Genomic DNA, 15721 nt, shown 5'->3' on the forward strand with positions numbered 1-15721 from the left:
CATGAGCGCTCCATCACCGATTGCCGCCAAGCCTGCGATTCCACGGACCGTGTGGGCCCTGGGCCTCGTGAGCCTGTTCATGGACCTCTCGTCCGAACTGATCCACGCGCTGTTGCCGATCTACCTGGTGTCGACGATGGGCATGAGCGTCGTCGCGCTCGGCGTGCTCGAAGGGGCGGCCGAAGCGACGGCGATGATCGTCAAGGTATTCTCCGGCGCGATCAGCGACTGGCTCGGGCGTCGCAAGGGGCTGCTGCTGGTCGGCTATGGTCTCGCCGCGTTGACCAAGCCGCTGTTTCCGCTGGCGTCCACGCCGGCGCTCGTCGTGACGGCCCGTTTGCTCGACCGCGTCGGCAAGGGGATTCGCGGCGCGCCGCGGGACGCGCTGGTGGCCGACGTCGCCCCGCCCGAGATCCGTGGCGCGTGCTTCGGCTTGCGTCAGTCGATGGATACCGTAGGCGCGTTTCTCGGCCCGCTGCTCGCGATCGTGCTGATGCTGTGGTTCGGCGATCGCATCCGGACCGTGCTGTGGTTTGCCGTGGTGCCGGCGTTCGTCGCGATCGCGTTGATCATGTTCGGCGTGCGGGAGCCCGATCACGCGAAATCGCCCGGCCGCTTTCGTTCGCCGCTGCACTGGCGCGCCTTGCGTGAGTTTCCCCGCAGCTACTGGTTCGTCGTCGGGGCCGGCGCGACCTTTACGCTCGCGCGCTTCAGCGAGGCGTTCCTGGTGCTGCGCGCGCAGCAGACGGGGCTCGATCCCGCGTGGATTCCGGCCGTGATGGTCGCGATGAGCGTCGCCTATTCGCTGTCCGCGTGGCCGGTCGGCATCCTGTCGGACCGGCTGGATCGCCGCGTGCTGCTGGCGGCCGGCATGGTGCTGCTGATCGCGGCCGATCTGCTGCTCGGCATCGGCGCGTCGACGCTCTCGATGTTCGTCGGCGTGGCCGTGTGGGGGCTGCACATGGGCTTCACGCAGGGCATCCTCGCCGCGATGGTGTCGGAAACCTCGCCGGCTGCGCTGCGCGGCACCGCGTTCGGCGTATTCAACCTGGTGAGCGGGATCGGCATGCTGCTCGCGAGCAGCATCGCCGGCGCGCTGTGGACGCGCTTCGGCGCATCGACCACGTTCCTCGCCGGCGCCGCGCTGGTCGTGGTGCCGCTGTGCCTGTGCCGGTTCATGCCGCGGCCCGTCACGTCGGCGGCGTGACGCGGCGCGGGCGAACGCCCGCCCCGCGCCGCCTTCCCGTGCCGCGCGCCACCGTCTGCTTTCAGATTTGAAAGCTTGTCCGGCGTTTGCGATAGAATGCCCCCCCTGTTCGCCGTGGTCATGCCCACGGACGGGTTCCGGCACCCGAAACGGCGCGCCGCGCTCGCGGAATTCCGTCCCCGTTTCAATCCCGGCGATCGATCTGCCGTTGGAAAACCATGTTCTGTAATTTGGATTGCTAATGAAGAAGCACAACATCACCCGCTACATCGTCATCGCGATGGCGCTGGGCATCGCCGTGGGCTACGCGTGTCATAGCGCGTTTCCCGACCCGAAAATGGCCAGGGAAGTCGCCGGCTACGTGTCGCTGCTGTCCGACGTGTTCCTGCGCCTGATCAAGATGATCATCGCGCCGCTGGTGTTCGCGACGCTGACGGTCGGCATCGCGCAGATGGGCGACAGCGGGTCGGTCGGCCGCGTGGGCGTGAAAGCGTTCGGCTGGTTCTTCATCGCGTCGTTCACGTCGCTGGTGCTGGGCCTCGTGACCGCGACGATCCTGAGGCCCGGCAGCCACCTGAGCCTGCCGCTGCCGGCCGCCGATGCCGCGCTGGGCCTGAAGACGAGCGCGTTCACGCTGAAGGATTTCATCGTCCACCTGGTGCCGAAATCGATCGCCGAGGCGATGGCGAACAACGAGATCCTGCAGATCGTCGTGTTCTCGATCTTTTTCGGTACCGCGTTGTCGGCGCTCGGCGATGCCGGCAAGCGCCTGACCGGCGTGATCGACGATCTCGCGCAGGTCATGCTCAAGGTGACGGGCGCGGTGATGTGGTTCGCGCCGGTCGCCGTGTTTGCCGCGCTGGCGTCGACGATCACGACGGAAGGGCTCGGTATCCTGCTGACCTTCGCGAAGTTCATGGCGAGCTTCTATCTGGCGCTCGCGCTGCTGTGGGGCGTGCTGACGCTCGCCGGCGTGGCGTTCCTCGGCAAGCGCGCATTCACGCTGATCCGCCTGATTCGCGAGCCGTTCCTGCTGTCGTTCGCGACCGCGAGCTCCGAAGCCGCGTATCCGAAGCTGCTCGACGCGCTCGACCGGTTTGGCGTGAATCGCAAGATCTCGAGCTTCGTGTTGCCGATCGGATATTCGTTCAACCTCGACGGCTCGATGATGTATTGCACGTTCGCGGTGCTGTTCATCTCGCAGGTGTACGGGATCGACCTGCCGCTCGGCACGCAGATCACGATGCTGCTGATGCTGATGGTCACGTCGAAGGGGATGGCGGGCGTGCCGCGCGCGTCGCTCGTCGTGATCGCCGCGACGCTCAACCAGTTCCATTTGCCGGAAGCCGGGCTGCTGCTGATCATGGGCGTCGACATGTTCCTCGACATGGGCCGCTCGGCCACCAACGCGGTCGGCAACTCGATCGCGGCGGCCGTGGTCGCGAAGTGGGAAGGCCAGCTCGGCGGGCCGCGCGACGAGGCGGATTCGGACGGCGGCGGCGGCGAGATCAGGCAGGTCGAGGTGCGCGAGACGGCGACGTCTGCGTGATGCTTCGATAGTCAATGATGTGTGCCGGCCTGGATTCGACAGGAATTCAGGCCGGCGCGAGACCCGCCGGCGTTTTTCCCGATTCGCCGCACATGCCCTCCGCCAGTTCTTCAATACACCCCATGCCAGCCAGCGGCGACATGCCCGCAGGCGAACACCCGTTTTCCCCGATAGTCGTGCCGGACGCGTAAGTGGTCATTCACTCTCTCGCAGTCATCTGCGGCGCATTCATCGCAGGCGCGGGCGGCCCGCAATTTTTTTCGATTTATCTGAAGTTATTCTCGGCGCAGCCGAGTATCGAATGCACGGCCGATGTAATTCCGACTGCGCCGGATGATTCAGCGGAAGTATTTACGCATTGTCGATTTCAAACCATCCGGCCGCCCCTTCACACGAATGACGCCACCATTCAGGAGCGCATCAGCCATGGTCGCCAGAAAACCGCTTCAGGCCGTGCTGCTCGCCGCCGCGATCGCCGCGATTGCGCCGGCCGGATACGCGGGCAATACCACCGACTGGATCGCGAATACCTACGGCACGCTCGCCGCGCACGTCGGCAACGTCGCGCGTTCGATGTGGGTCGCGCCCGAAGGCGTGATCTACACCGCATCGATGTGGGACGAGGACGAAGGCGGCGTCGCGATCTACCGGGACGGCAAGAGCGCCGGCTCGATCGGCACGCATTCCGAATTCCAGGGCAGCGCGATCACGGGCAACGCGACGTCGCTGTTCGTCGCGCTGCAGCCGGGGAGCGGGTACGGCAGCGGGGCGGTCGGGCGCTATAACCGCACCACACGGTTCCGCGACAAGCTGATCCAGGTCACCGCGGCGACCAACCAGCCGCGCATCGACGTCGTCACCGGGCTCGCCACGGCCGGCTCGCTGCTCTATGCGAGCGATTTCTACGGCAATCGCGTGCGGGTGTTCACGACCGACGGCGTCTGGCAGCGGGACATCGGCGTGTCCGCGCCGGGTGCGCTCGCGCTCGACGGGGCCGGCAACGTGTGGGTCGCGCAGAAAGGCGCGGGCGCCATCGTCGAATTCAGCCCGGCCGGTGCGCTGCTGAACACGATCCGGCTGGGCGCCGGGGCGCAGCCGTCGGCGCTCTATTTCGATGCAGCGGCGGGGCAACTGATGGTCGGCGACGAAGGCCCCGACATGAACATCAAGCGCTATACGGTCGCCGGCCGGCCCGCGCTTGCCGGCACGTTCGGCGTGCGCGGCGGCTATCTCGACACGACGACGGGTATCAAGGGGCAGGTCGGCGCGAAGCGCTTCACCCGCATCGCCGGGATCGGCAAGGACACGGCCGGCAACCTGTACGTGCTGAACAATCCGTGGGGCGGCAGCTGGGATCTCGGCCGCAACGGCGCGACCGACATTCATGCGTACAGCAGCGCCGGCAGCCTGCGATGGACACTGCAGTCGCTCAATTTCGAAGGCATCGCCGCGCCGGATCCGGTCACGGACGGCTCACTGTTCTACAGCGCCACGCACATCTATGGCGGCACGGCCGGCGGCACCTTCGTCGCGAACACCGTCGATCCGTTCACGTATCCGTCGGACCCGCGCATCGACATGCACGACACGCAGCGCGACGAGCACTTCGGGTTGCTGACGTCGGTCGGCGCGAACCGGATCCTCGTCGCCGCGGGCCAGAATCCGCCGGTCTACGCCTTCTTCCACTTCAACGCGGCCAACGGTTACGTCGCGATTCCGGACGGATCGATCCCGGGGCCCGCGTTCAACACGACCCGACGCGTGTCGGCCGGCTTCAGCGTCGACAGCCGGGGCGGCGTCTGGGCCGGCCTCGACAAGACCGGCGCCATTTATCACTATCCGCTGACCGGCTTCGATGCGAGCGGCAAGCCGTCGTGGGGGCCGGGCGTGCCGACGCCGGTGCCCGCCAGCATCCAGCCGCTCACGCGTATCGTCTATCTCGCCGACAGCGACACGATGGTGCTCGCGCAGGGCGTCGTCGGCAGTACCGACTGGACGTCGATCGGCACGCGCATCGAGGTGTATCACGGCTGGAGCGCGGGCAACACGACGAAGCCGAATCCGGTGATCACGCTGCCGCACGGCGGCGCGAAGTCGATCGACGCGGCCGGCAACCATCTGTTCGTCGGCTACTGGTTCAGCAGCAGCGGGCCGCTGTGGCCGAACATCGACGCGTTCAACCTCGACACCGGCAATCTCGACACGACGCTCGTCAACGCGAGCCCCGCGACCGTGGACACCAGCAGTGCGATCGATGCGATGTACAGCGTGCGCGCGTACCGCCGGTCGAACGGCGAATACGTGGTGACGAAGAACAACGTGAAGGGGAACAGCATCACCGTGTATCGGTGGACGCCCTGAGGGCGGGCCCCGCATGCCACGATGACACCGCGATGGCTGTCATCGAAACGCCTTCGCTGTAACGAGATGTAATAGGCCGGCCTGCAATGGGGCCGGTCATCCGCTTGACATTGGGTGGGGATGTAATTGCCGGCACGTCGGCGATGGCCGACGCAACCCGTTCGATCGCTTGGCCCGGGCCCTCGCCGCCGCGCGACACGGGCAGACACGGCCAGGATCACGCCGGACACGTCAGACTGCAATTGCCCCACTGTTCAAGAGGATTCCTATGAAAAAAGATCAGGTCAAGCGCGCGCTCCGGCTCGGCGCCGTCATGTCGGCCGTGCTGCTTGCGTCGCACGCGCAGGCGGACGGGTTCAACGCCGCCGATGCCGCGCGCGTGCCGAGCGGTCAGTTCGTCACGCCGCTGGCCGTGCGCGGCGCGGTCCAGCAGTTCCTGAATCCCGGGCTGCCGGCCTATCCGCATTTCGTCGCGGGGGAAGCGGTGCGCTCGCAATTGAGCCCGGACGGCAAGACGCTGGCGATCATCACCGCCGGCCAGAACTCGCTGTACAAGCCGGACGGCACGGCCGACACCGCGGCCTCGACGCAATTCATCTTCCTGTACGACGTCGCGGGCGCGAACAAGACCCGCCCGGCGCTCAAGCAGGTGCTTCAGCAGACCAACGCGTTCGTCGGCCTGGCGTTCTCGCATGACGGCGGCAAGCTCTATGCGACCGGCGGCAGCGACGATGCGGTCTACGTCTATGCGCAGCACGGCGGCACCTGGGCGCTGTCGACCACGATCGCGCTGGGCCACGCCGGCAAGGGCGTCGGCATCCGCGTGCAGCCGAATGCGGCCGGACTCGCGCTGTCGGCCGACGGCAAGACGCTCGTCGTCGCGAACAACTACAACGACTCGATCAGCGTGATCGATACCGCGACCAACAACGTGCGCTATGAGCATGACCTGCGTCCGTTCTTCTCCGGCAACGAAGGCCGCGGCGGCGACGCCGGCGGCACGTTTCCGTTCGCGGTCGTCATGAAGGGCAACGGCGTCGCGTACGTGTCGTCGGATCGCGATCGCGAAATCGTCGCGATCGACGTGTCGTCGCCGTCGCGCGGCCGCCTGGTCAAGCGCATCAAGCTGGACGGCAACGCGCTCGGCATGACGCTCGACGCGTCGCAATCGATGCTGTTCGTCGCGCAGGACAACGCCGACCAGGTCGCGGTGATCGACACGAACACCAACGCGGTCGTGAACCGGATCGACGCGCGCGCGCCGGCCGGCGTGCTGGCGCATGGCCAGGCACACACGGGGGCGGCGACCTACGCTGTCACGCTGTCGCGCGACGGCCGCACGCTGTATGCGACCAACGCCGGCGCCAACGAAATCGCCGTCATTCCGCTCGTGGGCGAGCGCGCATTTCGCGTGACCGGCCTGATTCCGACCGCCTTCGAGCCGCACGACGTGACGTTCAGCGCGGACGGCACGTGGATGTACGTGGTCAACGGCAAGAGCACGACCGGCCCGAACCCGGACCACCTGTTCGGCGCCACCCCGGCGCAGGCGGCCGCGTCGCGCGCGTCGAACGAATACCAGTTCCAGCTCGAGCGCGCGTCGCTGGTGAGCGCGCCGGTGCCGGCGGCGCACGAATTGCCGAAGCTGACGCAGCAGGCCGCGCGCAACAACTTCTATCGTCCGGAAGACAACGACCGCGACAACGAAGTGATGGGCTTCCTGCGCCGCCACATCAAGCACGTGATCTACGTCGTCAAGGAAAACCGCACGTTCGACCAGGTGCTCGGCGACATCGGCAACGGCGCCGACGCCGATCCCCGGCTGGCGCAGTTCGGCCGCAACATCACGCCGAACTTCCACCGGCTGGCGAGCCAGTTCGTCACGCTCGACAACTTCATGAACCCGGGCGACGGCAGCATGGACGGCTGGTCGTGGGCGCTGCAGGGGCGCGTCACCAACACGGAGACCCTCACCCAGCAGATCAACTACGCGGCGGTCAATCGTGGCCTGTCGTACGAGAGCGAGGGCACGAACCGCAGCGTGCCGGTCAACTGGGAAACCGTGCAGCAGCGCGATGCCGCGGCCGGCCCGGCCGGCACCACGAACTACAGCAACGCGGCCGCGGCCCTGCCGGGCGGTGCGGCGAACCTGCTGCCCGGTACCGGCAACCATGCGTCGTCCGATGCGCCGTTCGGCCGTCAGCGCGGCTACATCTTCGACGCGGTGCTGGCCGGCGGCGGCACGGTGCGCAACTACGGCTTCCTCGTGAACAACATCGGCAGCATCGGCACGGCCGCGAACCCGATCGTCGACCCGCACGCGGCCGGCGTCGTGCAGGCCGCCGCGCTCGACCCGCGGCTGGCGTCGCTGACCGACGTGTACTTCCGCGGCTTCGACCAGACCTATCCGGACCAGTGGCGCCTCAATGAGTGGAAGCGCGAGTTCGACCAGTACGTCGCGAGCGGCAACCTGCCGACGCTGTCGCTGGTGCGCCTGTCGCACGATCACATGGGCGCGTTCGGCACGGCGTTCGCCGGCGTGAATACGCCGGAAACGCAGCAGGCCGACAACGACCTGGCCGTCGGCCGGCTCGTCGAGGCCGTCGCGAAGAGCCCGTATGCGAGCGACACGCTGATCGTCGTGACCGAGGACGACGTGCAGGACGGCCCCGATCACGTGGATTCGCACCGCGGGCCCGCGTATATCGTCGGGCCGTACGTGAAGCAGGGCGCGGTGATCCGCACGCGCTACAGCCAGGTCAACGCGCTGCGCACCATCGAGGACATGCTCGGCACGCAGCACATGAACCTGAATACCGCGTACCAGCGGCCGATGACCGACGTGTTCGACGTGCATGGCCCGGCGTCGTGGAGCTACACGGCCGTCGCATCGACGGCGCTGAAGGGCACCGGGCTGCGCGTGGCCGACGGGGCGGGCGAGAACCTGCCGCGCTACGCGGCCGGGCCGGACGTCACGCCGACGCATGACGCGGCGTACTGGGCGAAGGTGACGGCGAAGTTTGACTTCGACGATGCCGACGAGGTGCCGGCGGATCAGTTCAACCGCGTGTTGTGGAAAGGCATGATGGGTGCGAAGCCGTATCCGAAGCTGCGGGGCGTGACGCAGAAGGTGGCGAGCCGCGACGACGACTGATCGTTAGGCGGGTCGATGCGGAAGCAGGCCCTCCCGGCGGGAGGGCCGGTGTTTTTCGCGAGGTGTGCGGCCAGGGTCCGCGTGGGCGGCATCCGGCGTGCCACGTGAGCGATTGGCCGGGTTGCGCTACGTCACGCGTGCCATATCAGGTTCGCGCAGCTGTCCGTTTCGGACAGGAGCCGAAACCCGAGCCGCTCGTAGAGGCGCCGCGCCGGGTTGCCGTGCAGCACGCTGAGCGATACGGATACGTGCTCGCGTGCGGCTTCGGCCAGCAGTTCGCGTAGCACGGCTTCGCCGATGCCTTGCCCTTGTCGCGACGGATGGATCTGGACCTGGTGGACGTGCCATTCAGCGGCGGCGCGTGTCACCTTCAGCAATCCGATCGAGTGGATGCCGGCGTCGGCGCTTTCGCAGACGATCATCGCGTCGTCGAAGTGCGCCGCGATGCGCTGGTGGTGCGCTTCGTCGTCGGTGGGCGCGCCGACGCGCTGCAGATGCTCGGTCATCGTGAGTTGGCGGAGCGTCAGCAGGAAGGGCAGGTCGGACGGGGAGGCGGGACGCAGGCGGATCGCCGGTTTCATGATCGATGTGGATGCGCTCGGGGCGAGCTTCGACGCCGATGATTCCAGCATTTACGATGCAGGTCAAAGGCTCGGCAACGGAATCTGCCGCTCGCCCGGGCGATGCTCGAGGACATTCTCGCGCCCGCGCAACCGACCAGCGCGCGCCGGCGTTCCATTTCGATGCGGGCATGGACGTGCTCATTGGTCACCCCTGTCTTTCGTCGATTCGTGACGTCCAGCGTAAAGGCGCCCCCCAGGGCCGGGTCAAGCCCGTTCACGCAATCCGGTACACGCGCATCGCGTTGTCGTGCCAGATCGCGTTACGCGCCGTATCGTCGAGATCCGCCATCGCACGGGTAAACGTGCGCAGCAGCGCCGGATACGACACGCGCAACCCCGCCACCGGAAAATTGCTTGCGAACAGGCAGCGCTGCCAGCCGAATATCGCGATCGTGTCGCGGATGATTCGCGCGTTGTCGACTTCGTTCCACACCGCGTCGCGCAGGCCCAGTTCCGAAATCTTCACGCTCACGCGCGGCGATGCCGCCAGCGCCTCCATGCCACGCCGCCAGCGTGCAAGCCCCGCTTCCGACCGATCCCACGGCAAGCCTGCGTGTTCGAGCACGACATCCACATCGGGCGCGTCGGCCAGCAGCGCGGCCGCGTCGCCGAGATGCCAGAACGGCACGCGCAGGTCCCAGCTCAGGTCATGCGCGGCCAGGCGTTCCAGCGCGACCGGCCAGCGCGGATCGCGCAGCGTGGCCGGTCCTTCGAGCGCGGCATCCGGCGCCGAAGCAGTGCGCGGCTTGAACCGCACGCCGCGCACGCGCGGCCACGCGGCCTGCCCGGCAAGCCGTTCGTCCGCATCGTGCGCCAGCAGATCGACCCACGCGACGACCGCCGACGGCAGCCCATGCTCGGCCGCCACCTCGTGCAGCCAGCGCGTTTCCGCGAGCGCCTCGTCGTGTGCCCGTTCGGCCTCGACGTGCACGCTCGCGACGATCGGGGCGCCTTGCGCGGCGTGCCGGTAGTCGGCCACGCTGAAATCGCGGCACAGCGCCGCGTACTCGCCGAACATGAAGCGTGCCGGGTCGTACCGTTCCTGCAGCCACGGATAGCGCGCCCCCGTACCGAGTTGCCACAGGTGGTGATGCGCATCGACGAGCGCCGCCGGCATCCCGTCGACCGGCGTGGCGCCGTCGCGCCGCTCAGCGCGCGCCTGCGAGCACATACGACGCATCCGGCTCGCGCAGCGTCGGCCATGCGCTGACGAATCGCCACGCATCGAGATCGAGCTCGCGCACGTAGTCGTCCTGGAACGACACGTACGCGACGCGCCGCGACGGATGGAACGACAGCGCGGTCGGGTTCGCGGGCAGCGCGACGCGCTCGATCTCCTCCAGCTGCCGCGCGTCGAACACCGAGATCGACCGTTCACCGGAATTGGTCAGCAGCAGCAGGTCGCGGCCGTCCGGCGCGGTGGTGCGGTAGATGCGGTTCGGATCGCTGCGCGTCTTCACGCGGCGGCCGCAGGTCATCGTATCGGTATCGATCTCGACGAGCGTATCGTCGCCGCGATTCGCGACGAACAGCGTGCGCTCGTCGCTCGACAGCGCGTTGCCTTCGGGCCGCGGGCCGGGCATCACCGCGCGCGGCGCGACGGTCGCGTCGCGCGGGTGGAACTGCGTGACCGTGTTCGACAGCAGGTGCACGCCGTATGCGCGGCTCGCATCGCGCGTGAGCGACACGAGGTGGGTCTTCACGCCGCCGGACGGCACGGCCATGTTCGGCACGGCCTGGCGGGCCGGCTCGTCGAACACGAGCAGCATGTCGTGCGCCTCGCTCATCGCGTACAGCCGGCCGTCGCGATCGGCCGCCATCCCGTGCGGCCGGTAGTACGGCCACAGGTCGAGCATCCGCGTGTGCGTGCGTTCGACGAGGTCGATCTCGGCGATCCGGTGATCGCCTTCATGGCCGCGCGACCACGCGGTCTCGATCCCGAAGATGCCGACGTACGCGAAGCGTTCGTTCACGTCGACGGTGAACTCGTGCGGGAAGTTCGGCAGCACGACGTGCTTGAGCGCGGCTTTCGTCTCGAGATCGTAGAAGCTGAAGGTGTGCGCGCATTTCTGCACCAGCAACAGGATGTCGTTCATGGGGAGTCTCCGTTGTTTCGTTCGCGTGCCCGTGTGTCGGCGCGCGGTCAATCAGTCTTCGCAGCGCCTGGGCAGCGTCAGCGCGAGCAGGCCGGCCACCGCGAGCGTGACGGCGAGGCTGTACACGCCGGCCGCCGCGCTCACGTGCTGGGTCAGCACGCCGACCGCATACGGGCCGCAGAAGCCGCCGAGGTTGCCGAGCGCGTTGATCAGGCCGCGTGCGCTGCCGGCCGTCTCGACGCTGCACAGCTTCGGCGGAATCGCCCAGAACACGCCGGCCGCCGCCTGCAGGAAGAAGCCGCAACCGATCAGGAACGCGAACGACACGGCCATCGACGCATGCGTGAGCACCGACAGCGCAAGGCACGCGGCGAAGCCGACGAGCGGCAGCAGCACGAACAGGCGGCGCTTGCCGGTCCGGTCAGACAAATACGACGTGCCGAACATCCCGATCATCATCGCGACATACGGCAGCATCGCGAGCAGGCCGACTTTCCCCATTCCGCCGTGCGTGAGGTTTTTCAGCAGCGTCGGCAACCACATCGTATAGCCGTAGATACCAACCTGATAGCAGAAGTTGATGGCGATCAGCAGCCAGATCGTCGGGTTGCGCAGCATCGCGCCGAACGATGCGGCGGCCGGCGTGCCGGCGGCCTGCTTGCGCGCCTGTTCGTCGCGCAGCGCGTCGAGGATGTACGCCTTCTCGCGCGGCGACACCCAGCGCGCGGTTTCCGGGCCGTCGTCGGCGAGCAGCAGCCAGGCGACGAGGCACAGCAGCGACAGCGCGCCGGCGCTGAAGAACAGGTGACGCCAGTCGTACGCGGCGAGGATGAAGCCGGACAACGGCGCGGTGATCATCCCGGCGAGCGGCACGAACATGATGACCATCGCGTTCGCGCGGCCGCGCTCGCGGTCGGGAAACCAGTGGCTGACCATCGTCAGCACGACGGGCAGCATCCCGCCCTCCGCCACGCCGAGCAGGAAGCGCAAGGTCAGGAGTTGCCAGGTATGGGTGACGAGCCCGGTCAGCACCGACAGCACGGCCCAGCTCACGAGCGACCACGCGATGAACTTCTTGCCGCTGCCGAGCGCCGCGCGCCGGCCGCCCGGAATCTGCAGGAACAGGTAGCCGAAGAAGAAGATGCCGCCGGCGAGGCCGGCCATCGTCGCGTCCATGCCGAGATCGGCGTTCATTCCGCCGGGCATCGCGAACGCGATGTTCACGCGGTCCATGTACGAAATGATGCAGGCGAGCAGCAGCGGCGGAATCACGCGCAGCCAGCGGCGGCGCGGGATGGCTTCGCCGGCTTCGTATGCCGGGCTGGCGGGGTTCAACAGGTTCATGGTGTCTCCGATCCATGTGGTGAGCGGCGACGGCCTTCTGTCGGGCCGCCGTCACGCCGATGAGCAACGCACGCGCGTTGCGGGGGCAGCAAGGTGGCTGGTCAGCGTCCCCAGCGCAGCACGAGCGGGTCGAGCCGCCGTGCCGCGTCGAGCAGGCCCGCGCGCACCGGCGGGGGCAGTTCGGGCCACGGCGCGCGCGGCCGGTCGCAGGCGATCACGCCGCCCTCCTTCATCAGCGCCTTCGCCGTGAGGAAGCCCGACTGGCGGTTCTCGTAGTTGATCAGCGGCAGCCAGCGCGCGTACTGCTCGCACGCTTCGTCGCGGTGGCCGGCGAAATACGCGTCGGTGATCCGGCGGATCCCGTCCGGATAGCCGCCGCCCGTCATCGCACCGGTCGCGCCGGCATCGAGATCGGCGAGCAGCGTGATGCCTTCCTCGCCGTCCCACGGCCCTTCGATCGCGTCGCCGCCGAGCGCGATCAGCTCGCGCAGCTTCGACGCGGCGCCGGGCGTCTCGATCTTGAAGTACGACACGGCGTCGATCTCGCGTGCGAGCGTCGCGAGGAACGACGCCGGCAGTGCGACGCCGCTCGCGGGCGCGTCCTGGATCATCAGCGGAATGTCGAGGCCGTCGGCGACATCGCGGAAGAACGCGCGCACCTGCGCTTCGGGCACGCGGAACGTCGCGCCGTGATACGGCGGCATCGCCATCACCATCGCGGCGCCGAGCGCCTGCGCGTGACGGTTGCGTTCCGCGCAGACGCGCGCACTGAAATGCGACGTCGTGACGATCACCGGCACGCGGCCGGCGACGTGTTCGAGCGTGGTGCGGGTGATGAGGTCGCGTTCGTCGTCGCCGAGCGCGAACTGCTCAGAATAGTTCGCGTGGATGCAGATGCCCTGCGAGCCCGCATCGATCATGAAGTCGAGACAGCGGCGCTGGCCGTCGAGGTCGAGCGCGCCGTGCGCGTCGAAGATCGTCGGCGCGACCGGAAAGACGCCCTGGTAGCGTGCGGTCATGGCAGCCCTCACTCGACGATGTCGAACTGGTCGAGGAACGCGGTCTTCAGCGTGAGACCGAGGCCCGGCGCGTCGTCGCGCAGTTGCAGGAAGCCGTTCTCGGCCACCGGTTCGCCGTCGAAGATGTAATAGAACAGCTCGTTGCCGACTTCCACGTCGAACATCGGGAAGTACTCGCTCATCGGCGACGCGAGCGTGCTCATCGTCAGGTGATAGTTGTGCATCTGGCCCGCATGCGGAATCACCGGCACGCTGTAGGCCTCGCACAGCGCGTTGATCTTGTGCGCCATCGTGATCCCGCCGACGCGGTTCGTGTCGTACTGCACGACCGACACGGCCTTGCGGTCCAGCAACTGCTTGAAGCCGTACAGCGAGAACTCGTGCTCGCCGCCGGAGATCGGGATGGTCGTGAGCCGGTTCAGTTCCGCGTAGCCGTCGATGTCGTCGGCGATCACCGGCTCCTCGAGCCAGCGCGGCTGGTACTTCTCCAGCTTCGGCAGGATGCGCTTCGCGTACTCCAGGTTCCAGCCCATGTAGCACTCGAGCATCAGGTCGTTGTCGTAGCCGATCACCTCGCGGATCGCCGCGACCGACTTCAGGTTTTCCATCACGCCCTGCTGGCCGTGCGCGGGCCCGTAGCCGAAGCGCATCTTGAACGCGCGGAAGCCTTCCTTCAGATACTGCTGCGCTTCCTCCTGCATCGCCTTCAGGTCGGTGCGGTAGAGCTTCGAGTAGTAGCAGGGGATCTTTTCCTTGGTGCGGCCGCCGAGCAGCTTGAACACCGGCTTGCCGACGCTCTTGCCGAGGATGTCCCAGATCGCGATGTCGACCGCCGAGATCGCCGCCATGCCGATGCCCTTGCGGCCCCACGCATGGGTTGCGCGATACATCCGCTGGTTCAGGTATTCGTAGTCCCACGGATCCTGGCCGATCACCAGCGGCGCGAGGTACTGGTCGATGATCGCCTTCGCGACGTGCGGCGCGAGCGCAACGTTGCCGAGGCCGACGATGCCGTCGTCGGTCTCGACCTCGACGACCGTCCACGCATGGAAGCGGAACGTGCTCATGGTTTCCTGCGGCGCGTACAGCAGGTCCATCGCGTTCGAGCAGAAGTTGCCTTGCGGCGGGACGGTCTTGCCTTTCCACTGGAATACGCGGGCGCGCACGGAGCGGATCTTCATGATGGTGTCTCCAGAATCGGTGTTGTCGTGTGTAGCGGGCGTGCGAGCGTCACGCCGAAACGGTGCGGATGCGCCGCGCGGCGCCCATCCGGCACGCGATCTGCAGCGCTTGCCAGGCCGCGCCGACGTCGGCGGCGCCGCGGCCCGCGATGTCGTACGCGGTGCCGTGCGCGGGCGTCGTGATCGGCACGGGCAGCCCGCCCTGCACGGTCACGCCGCGCGAGAAGCCGAGCAGCTTGATCGCGATCTGCCCCTGGTCGTGGTACATCGTGACGATCGCCTGGTAGTCGCCGGCCTGCGCCTTCAGGAAGATCGTGTCGGCGGGGAACGGGCCGTGGAACGGCGCGTCGGTCGGCCAGTCGCGCGCCTGCAGCTTGCGCACCGCCGGCTCGATGATGTCGACTTCCTCGCGGCCGCAGCTGCCGCCGTCGCCGCCGTGCGGATTGAACGCGGCAATCGCGACCTTCGGCGCCGCGACGCCGTTCGCGAGCAGCGACCGGTAGATCAGTTCGGATGCCTGTTCGATCCGCTCGACGCTCAGTTGGGCCGCCGCGTCCTTCAGCGGAATATGCGACGAGATCCGCGCGGTCCACAGTTCGCCGAGCGTGTTGAATTCGCAGAAGTAACCGGTCACGCCGAGCGCGGCGGCGAAGTGGTGCAGCTCGTCGTCGTGCTGGAGACCGCCGAGCTTCATCGCGTACTTGTTCAGCGGCGCGAAGCAGATCGCATCGATGTCGCCGGCGAGCGCGGCGTCGAGGCACTGGTCGAGCACGGCCAGCGTCGAGCGGCCGCCGGCCGCCGCTGCCTGGCCGACGGTGACCTGCGCGGGATCGATCGTGTCGACCGCGACGAACGCGGCGCGCGCGGTGGACGGCCGGCCGCGCGCGGCGGCGAGCGATGCAACGGGCTCGACCTCGACCGTCACGCCGGCGACGCGCTGGCCGGCTTCCCACAGCCAGCGGTCGCCGATCAGCACGAGGTTGGCGCGGGCGGTGGCGTCGGGCCGCGCGAGCAGTTTCGCGATCAGCTCGGCGCCGATGCCGGCGGGGTCGCCGAGCGTCAGCGCGACGACGGGCAGGGAGGCGGCGGACGTCATGCGGCGTCTCCGTGGCGGGCGGCGGGCGATGGGGTGTTCAAGCGGTGTCTCCGGTGGCGGCGCGAAGCCGTTGGTCTATGGGGTTCATGCT

12 protein-coding genes are annotated in these 15721 nt (G+C 67.9%); 4 read left to right on the plus strand and 8 right to left on the minus strand.

What is annotated here, in order from left to right; genetic code table 11:
* The first annotated feature begins 1 nt into the window (after position 1).
* Both ACTJKF_RS12975 and ACTJKF_RS12980 read left to right on the plus strand, forming a co-directional pair.
* On the plus strand, positions 2 to 1207 hold the full coding sequence (locus ACTJKF_RS12975) for an MFS transporter (RefSeq protein ID WP_440623929.1): 1206 nt from the start codon (positions 2 to 4) through the stop codon (positions 1205 to 1207).
* A 241-nt stretch (positions 1208 to 1448) separates the two neighbouring features.
* Positions 1449 to 2756 carry a dicarboxylate/amino acid:cation symporter gene (locus ACTJKF_RS12980; RefSeq protein WP_440623930.1) on the plus strand — a complete coding sequence of 436 codons (1308 nt, stop codon included), beginning with the start codon at positions 1449 to 1451 and terminating at the stop codon, positions 2754 to 2756.
* Between the two features lie 46 nt (positions 2757 to 2802).
* On the opposite strand, the gene ACTJKF_RS12985 is transcribed toward ACTJKF_RS12980, so the two are convergent.
* A complete protein-coding gene (locus ACTJKF_RS12985; protein ID WP_440623931.1) occupies positions 2803 to 2955 on the minus strand; it encodes a hypothetical protein in 153 nt (50 codons plus the stop codon).
* 227 nt (positions 2956 to 3182) lie between these two features.
* Between ACTJKF_RS12985 and ACTJKF_RS12990 the strand changes: the two genes are divergently transcribed.
* Together ACTJKF_RS12990 and ACTJKF_RS12995 are read left to right on the plus strand one after the other, a co-directional pair.
* Positions 3183 to 5117: an SMP-30/gluconolactonase/LRE family protein gene (locus ACTJKF_RS12990; RefSeq protein WP_440623932.1), complete on the plus strand. Its 1935-nt coding sequence runs from the start codon at positions 3183 to 3185 to the stop codon at positions 5115 to 5117.
* A gap of 268 nt (positions 5118 to 5385) precedes the next feature.
* Positions 5386 to 8271, plus strand: a complete 2886-nt coding sequence (locus tag ACTJKF_RS12995) for a beta-propeller fold lactonase family protein (RefSeq protein ID WP_440623933.1) — start codon at positions 5386 to 5388, stop codon at positions 8269 to 8271.
* Between the two features lie 131 nt (positions 8272 to 8402).
* On the opposite strand, the gene ACTJKF_RS13000 is transcribed toward ACTJKF_RS12995, so the two are convergent.
* The 7 genes from ACTJKF_RS13000 to ACTJKF_RS13030 all read right to left on the minus strand — a co-directional run bounded on the left by ACTJKF_RS13000 (position 8403) and on the right by ACTJKF_RS13030 (position 15630).
* Positions 8403 to 8852 carry an N-acetyltransferase family protein gene (locus ACTJKF_RS13000; RefSeq protein WP_440624043.1) on the minus strand — a complete coding sequence of 150 codons (450 nt, stop codon included), beginning with the start codon at positions 8850 to 8852 and terminating at the stop codon, positions 8403 to 8405.
* Positions 8853 to 9108: 256 nt separating this feature from the next.
* Complete coding sequence (locus tag ACTJKF_RS13005) at positions 9109 to 10065, minus strand: amidohydrolase family protein (RefSeq protein WP_440623934.1); 957 nt, start codon at positions 10063 to 10065, stop codon at positions 9109 to 9111.
* Entirely contained in the window at positions 10043 to 10990 is a 948-nt protein-coding gene (locus ACTJKF_RS13010) for a YncE family protein (protein WP_440623935.1), read from the minus strand. Before ACTJKF_RS13010 ends, ACTJKF_RS13005 begins: the two co-directional genes overlap by 23 nt.
* Positions 10991 to 11041: 51 nt before the next feature.
* Positions 11042 to 12334, minus strand: a complete 1293-nt coding sequence (locus ACTJKF_RS13015; RefSeq protein ID WP_440623936.1) for an MFS transporter — start codon at positions 12332 to 12334, stop codon at positions 11042 to 11044.
* A gap of 101 nt (positions 12335 to 12435) precedes the next feature.
* The gene (locus ACTJKF_RS13020) at positions 12436 to 13353 is read right to left on the minus strand and encodes a dihydrodipicolinate synthase family protein (RefSeq protein WP_440623937.1); all 918 of its coding nucleotides are present in this window, start codon (positions 13351 to 13353) and stop codon (positions 12436 to 12438) included.
* An 8-nt stretch (positions 13354 to 13361) separates the two neighbouring features.
* Entirely contained in the window at positions 13362 to 14534 is a 1173-nt protein-coding gene (locus ACTJKF_RS13025) for an L-rhamnonate dehydratase (protein ID WP_440623938.1), read from the minus strand.
* A 49-nt stretch (positions 14535 to 14583) separates the two neighbouring features.
* Positions 14584 to 15630, minus strand: a complete 1047-nt coding sequence (locus ACTJKF_RS13030; protein ID WP_440623939.1) for a 4-hydroxythreonine-4-phosphate dehydrogenase PdxA — start codon at positions 15628 to 15630, stop codon at positions 14584 to 14586.
* Between the last annotated feature and the right edge of the window lie 91 nt (positions 15631 to 15721).

Source organism: Burkholderia sp. 22313, assembly GCF_052045245.1.
GTDB lineage: Bacteria > Pseudomonadota > Gammaproteobacteria > Burkholderiales > Burkholderiaceae > Burkholderia.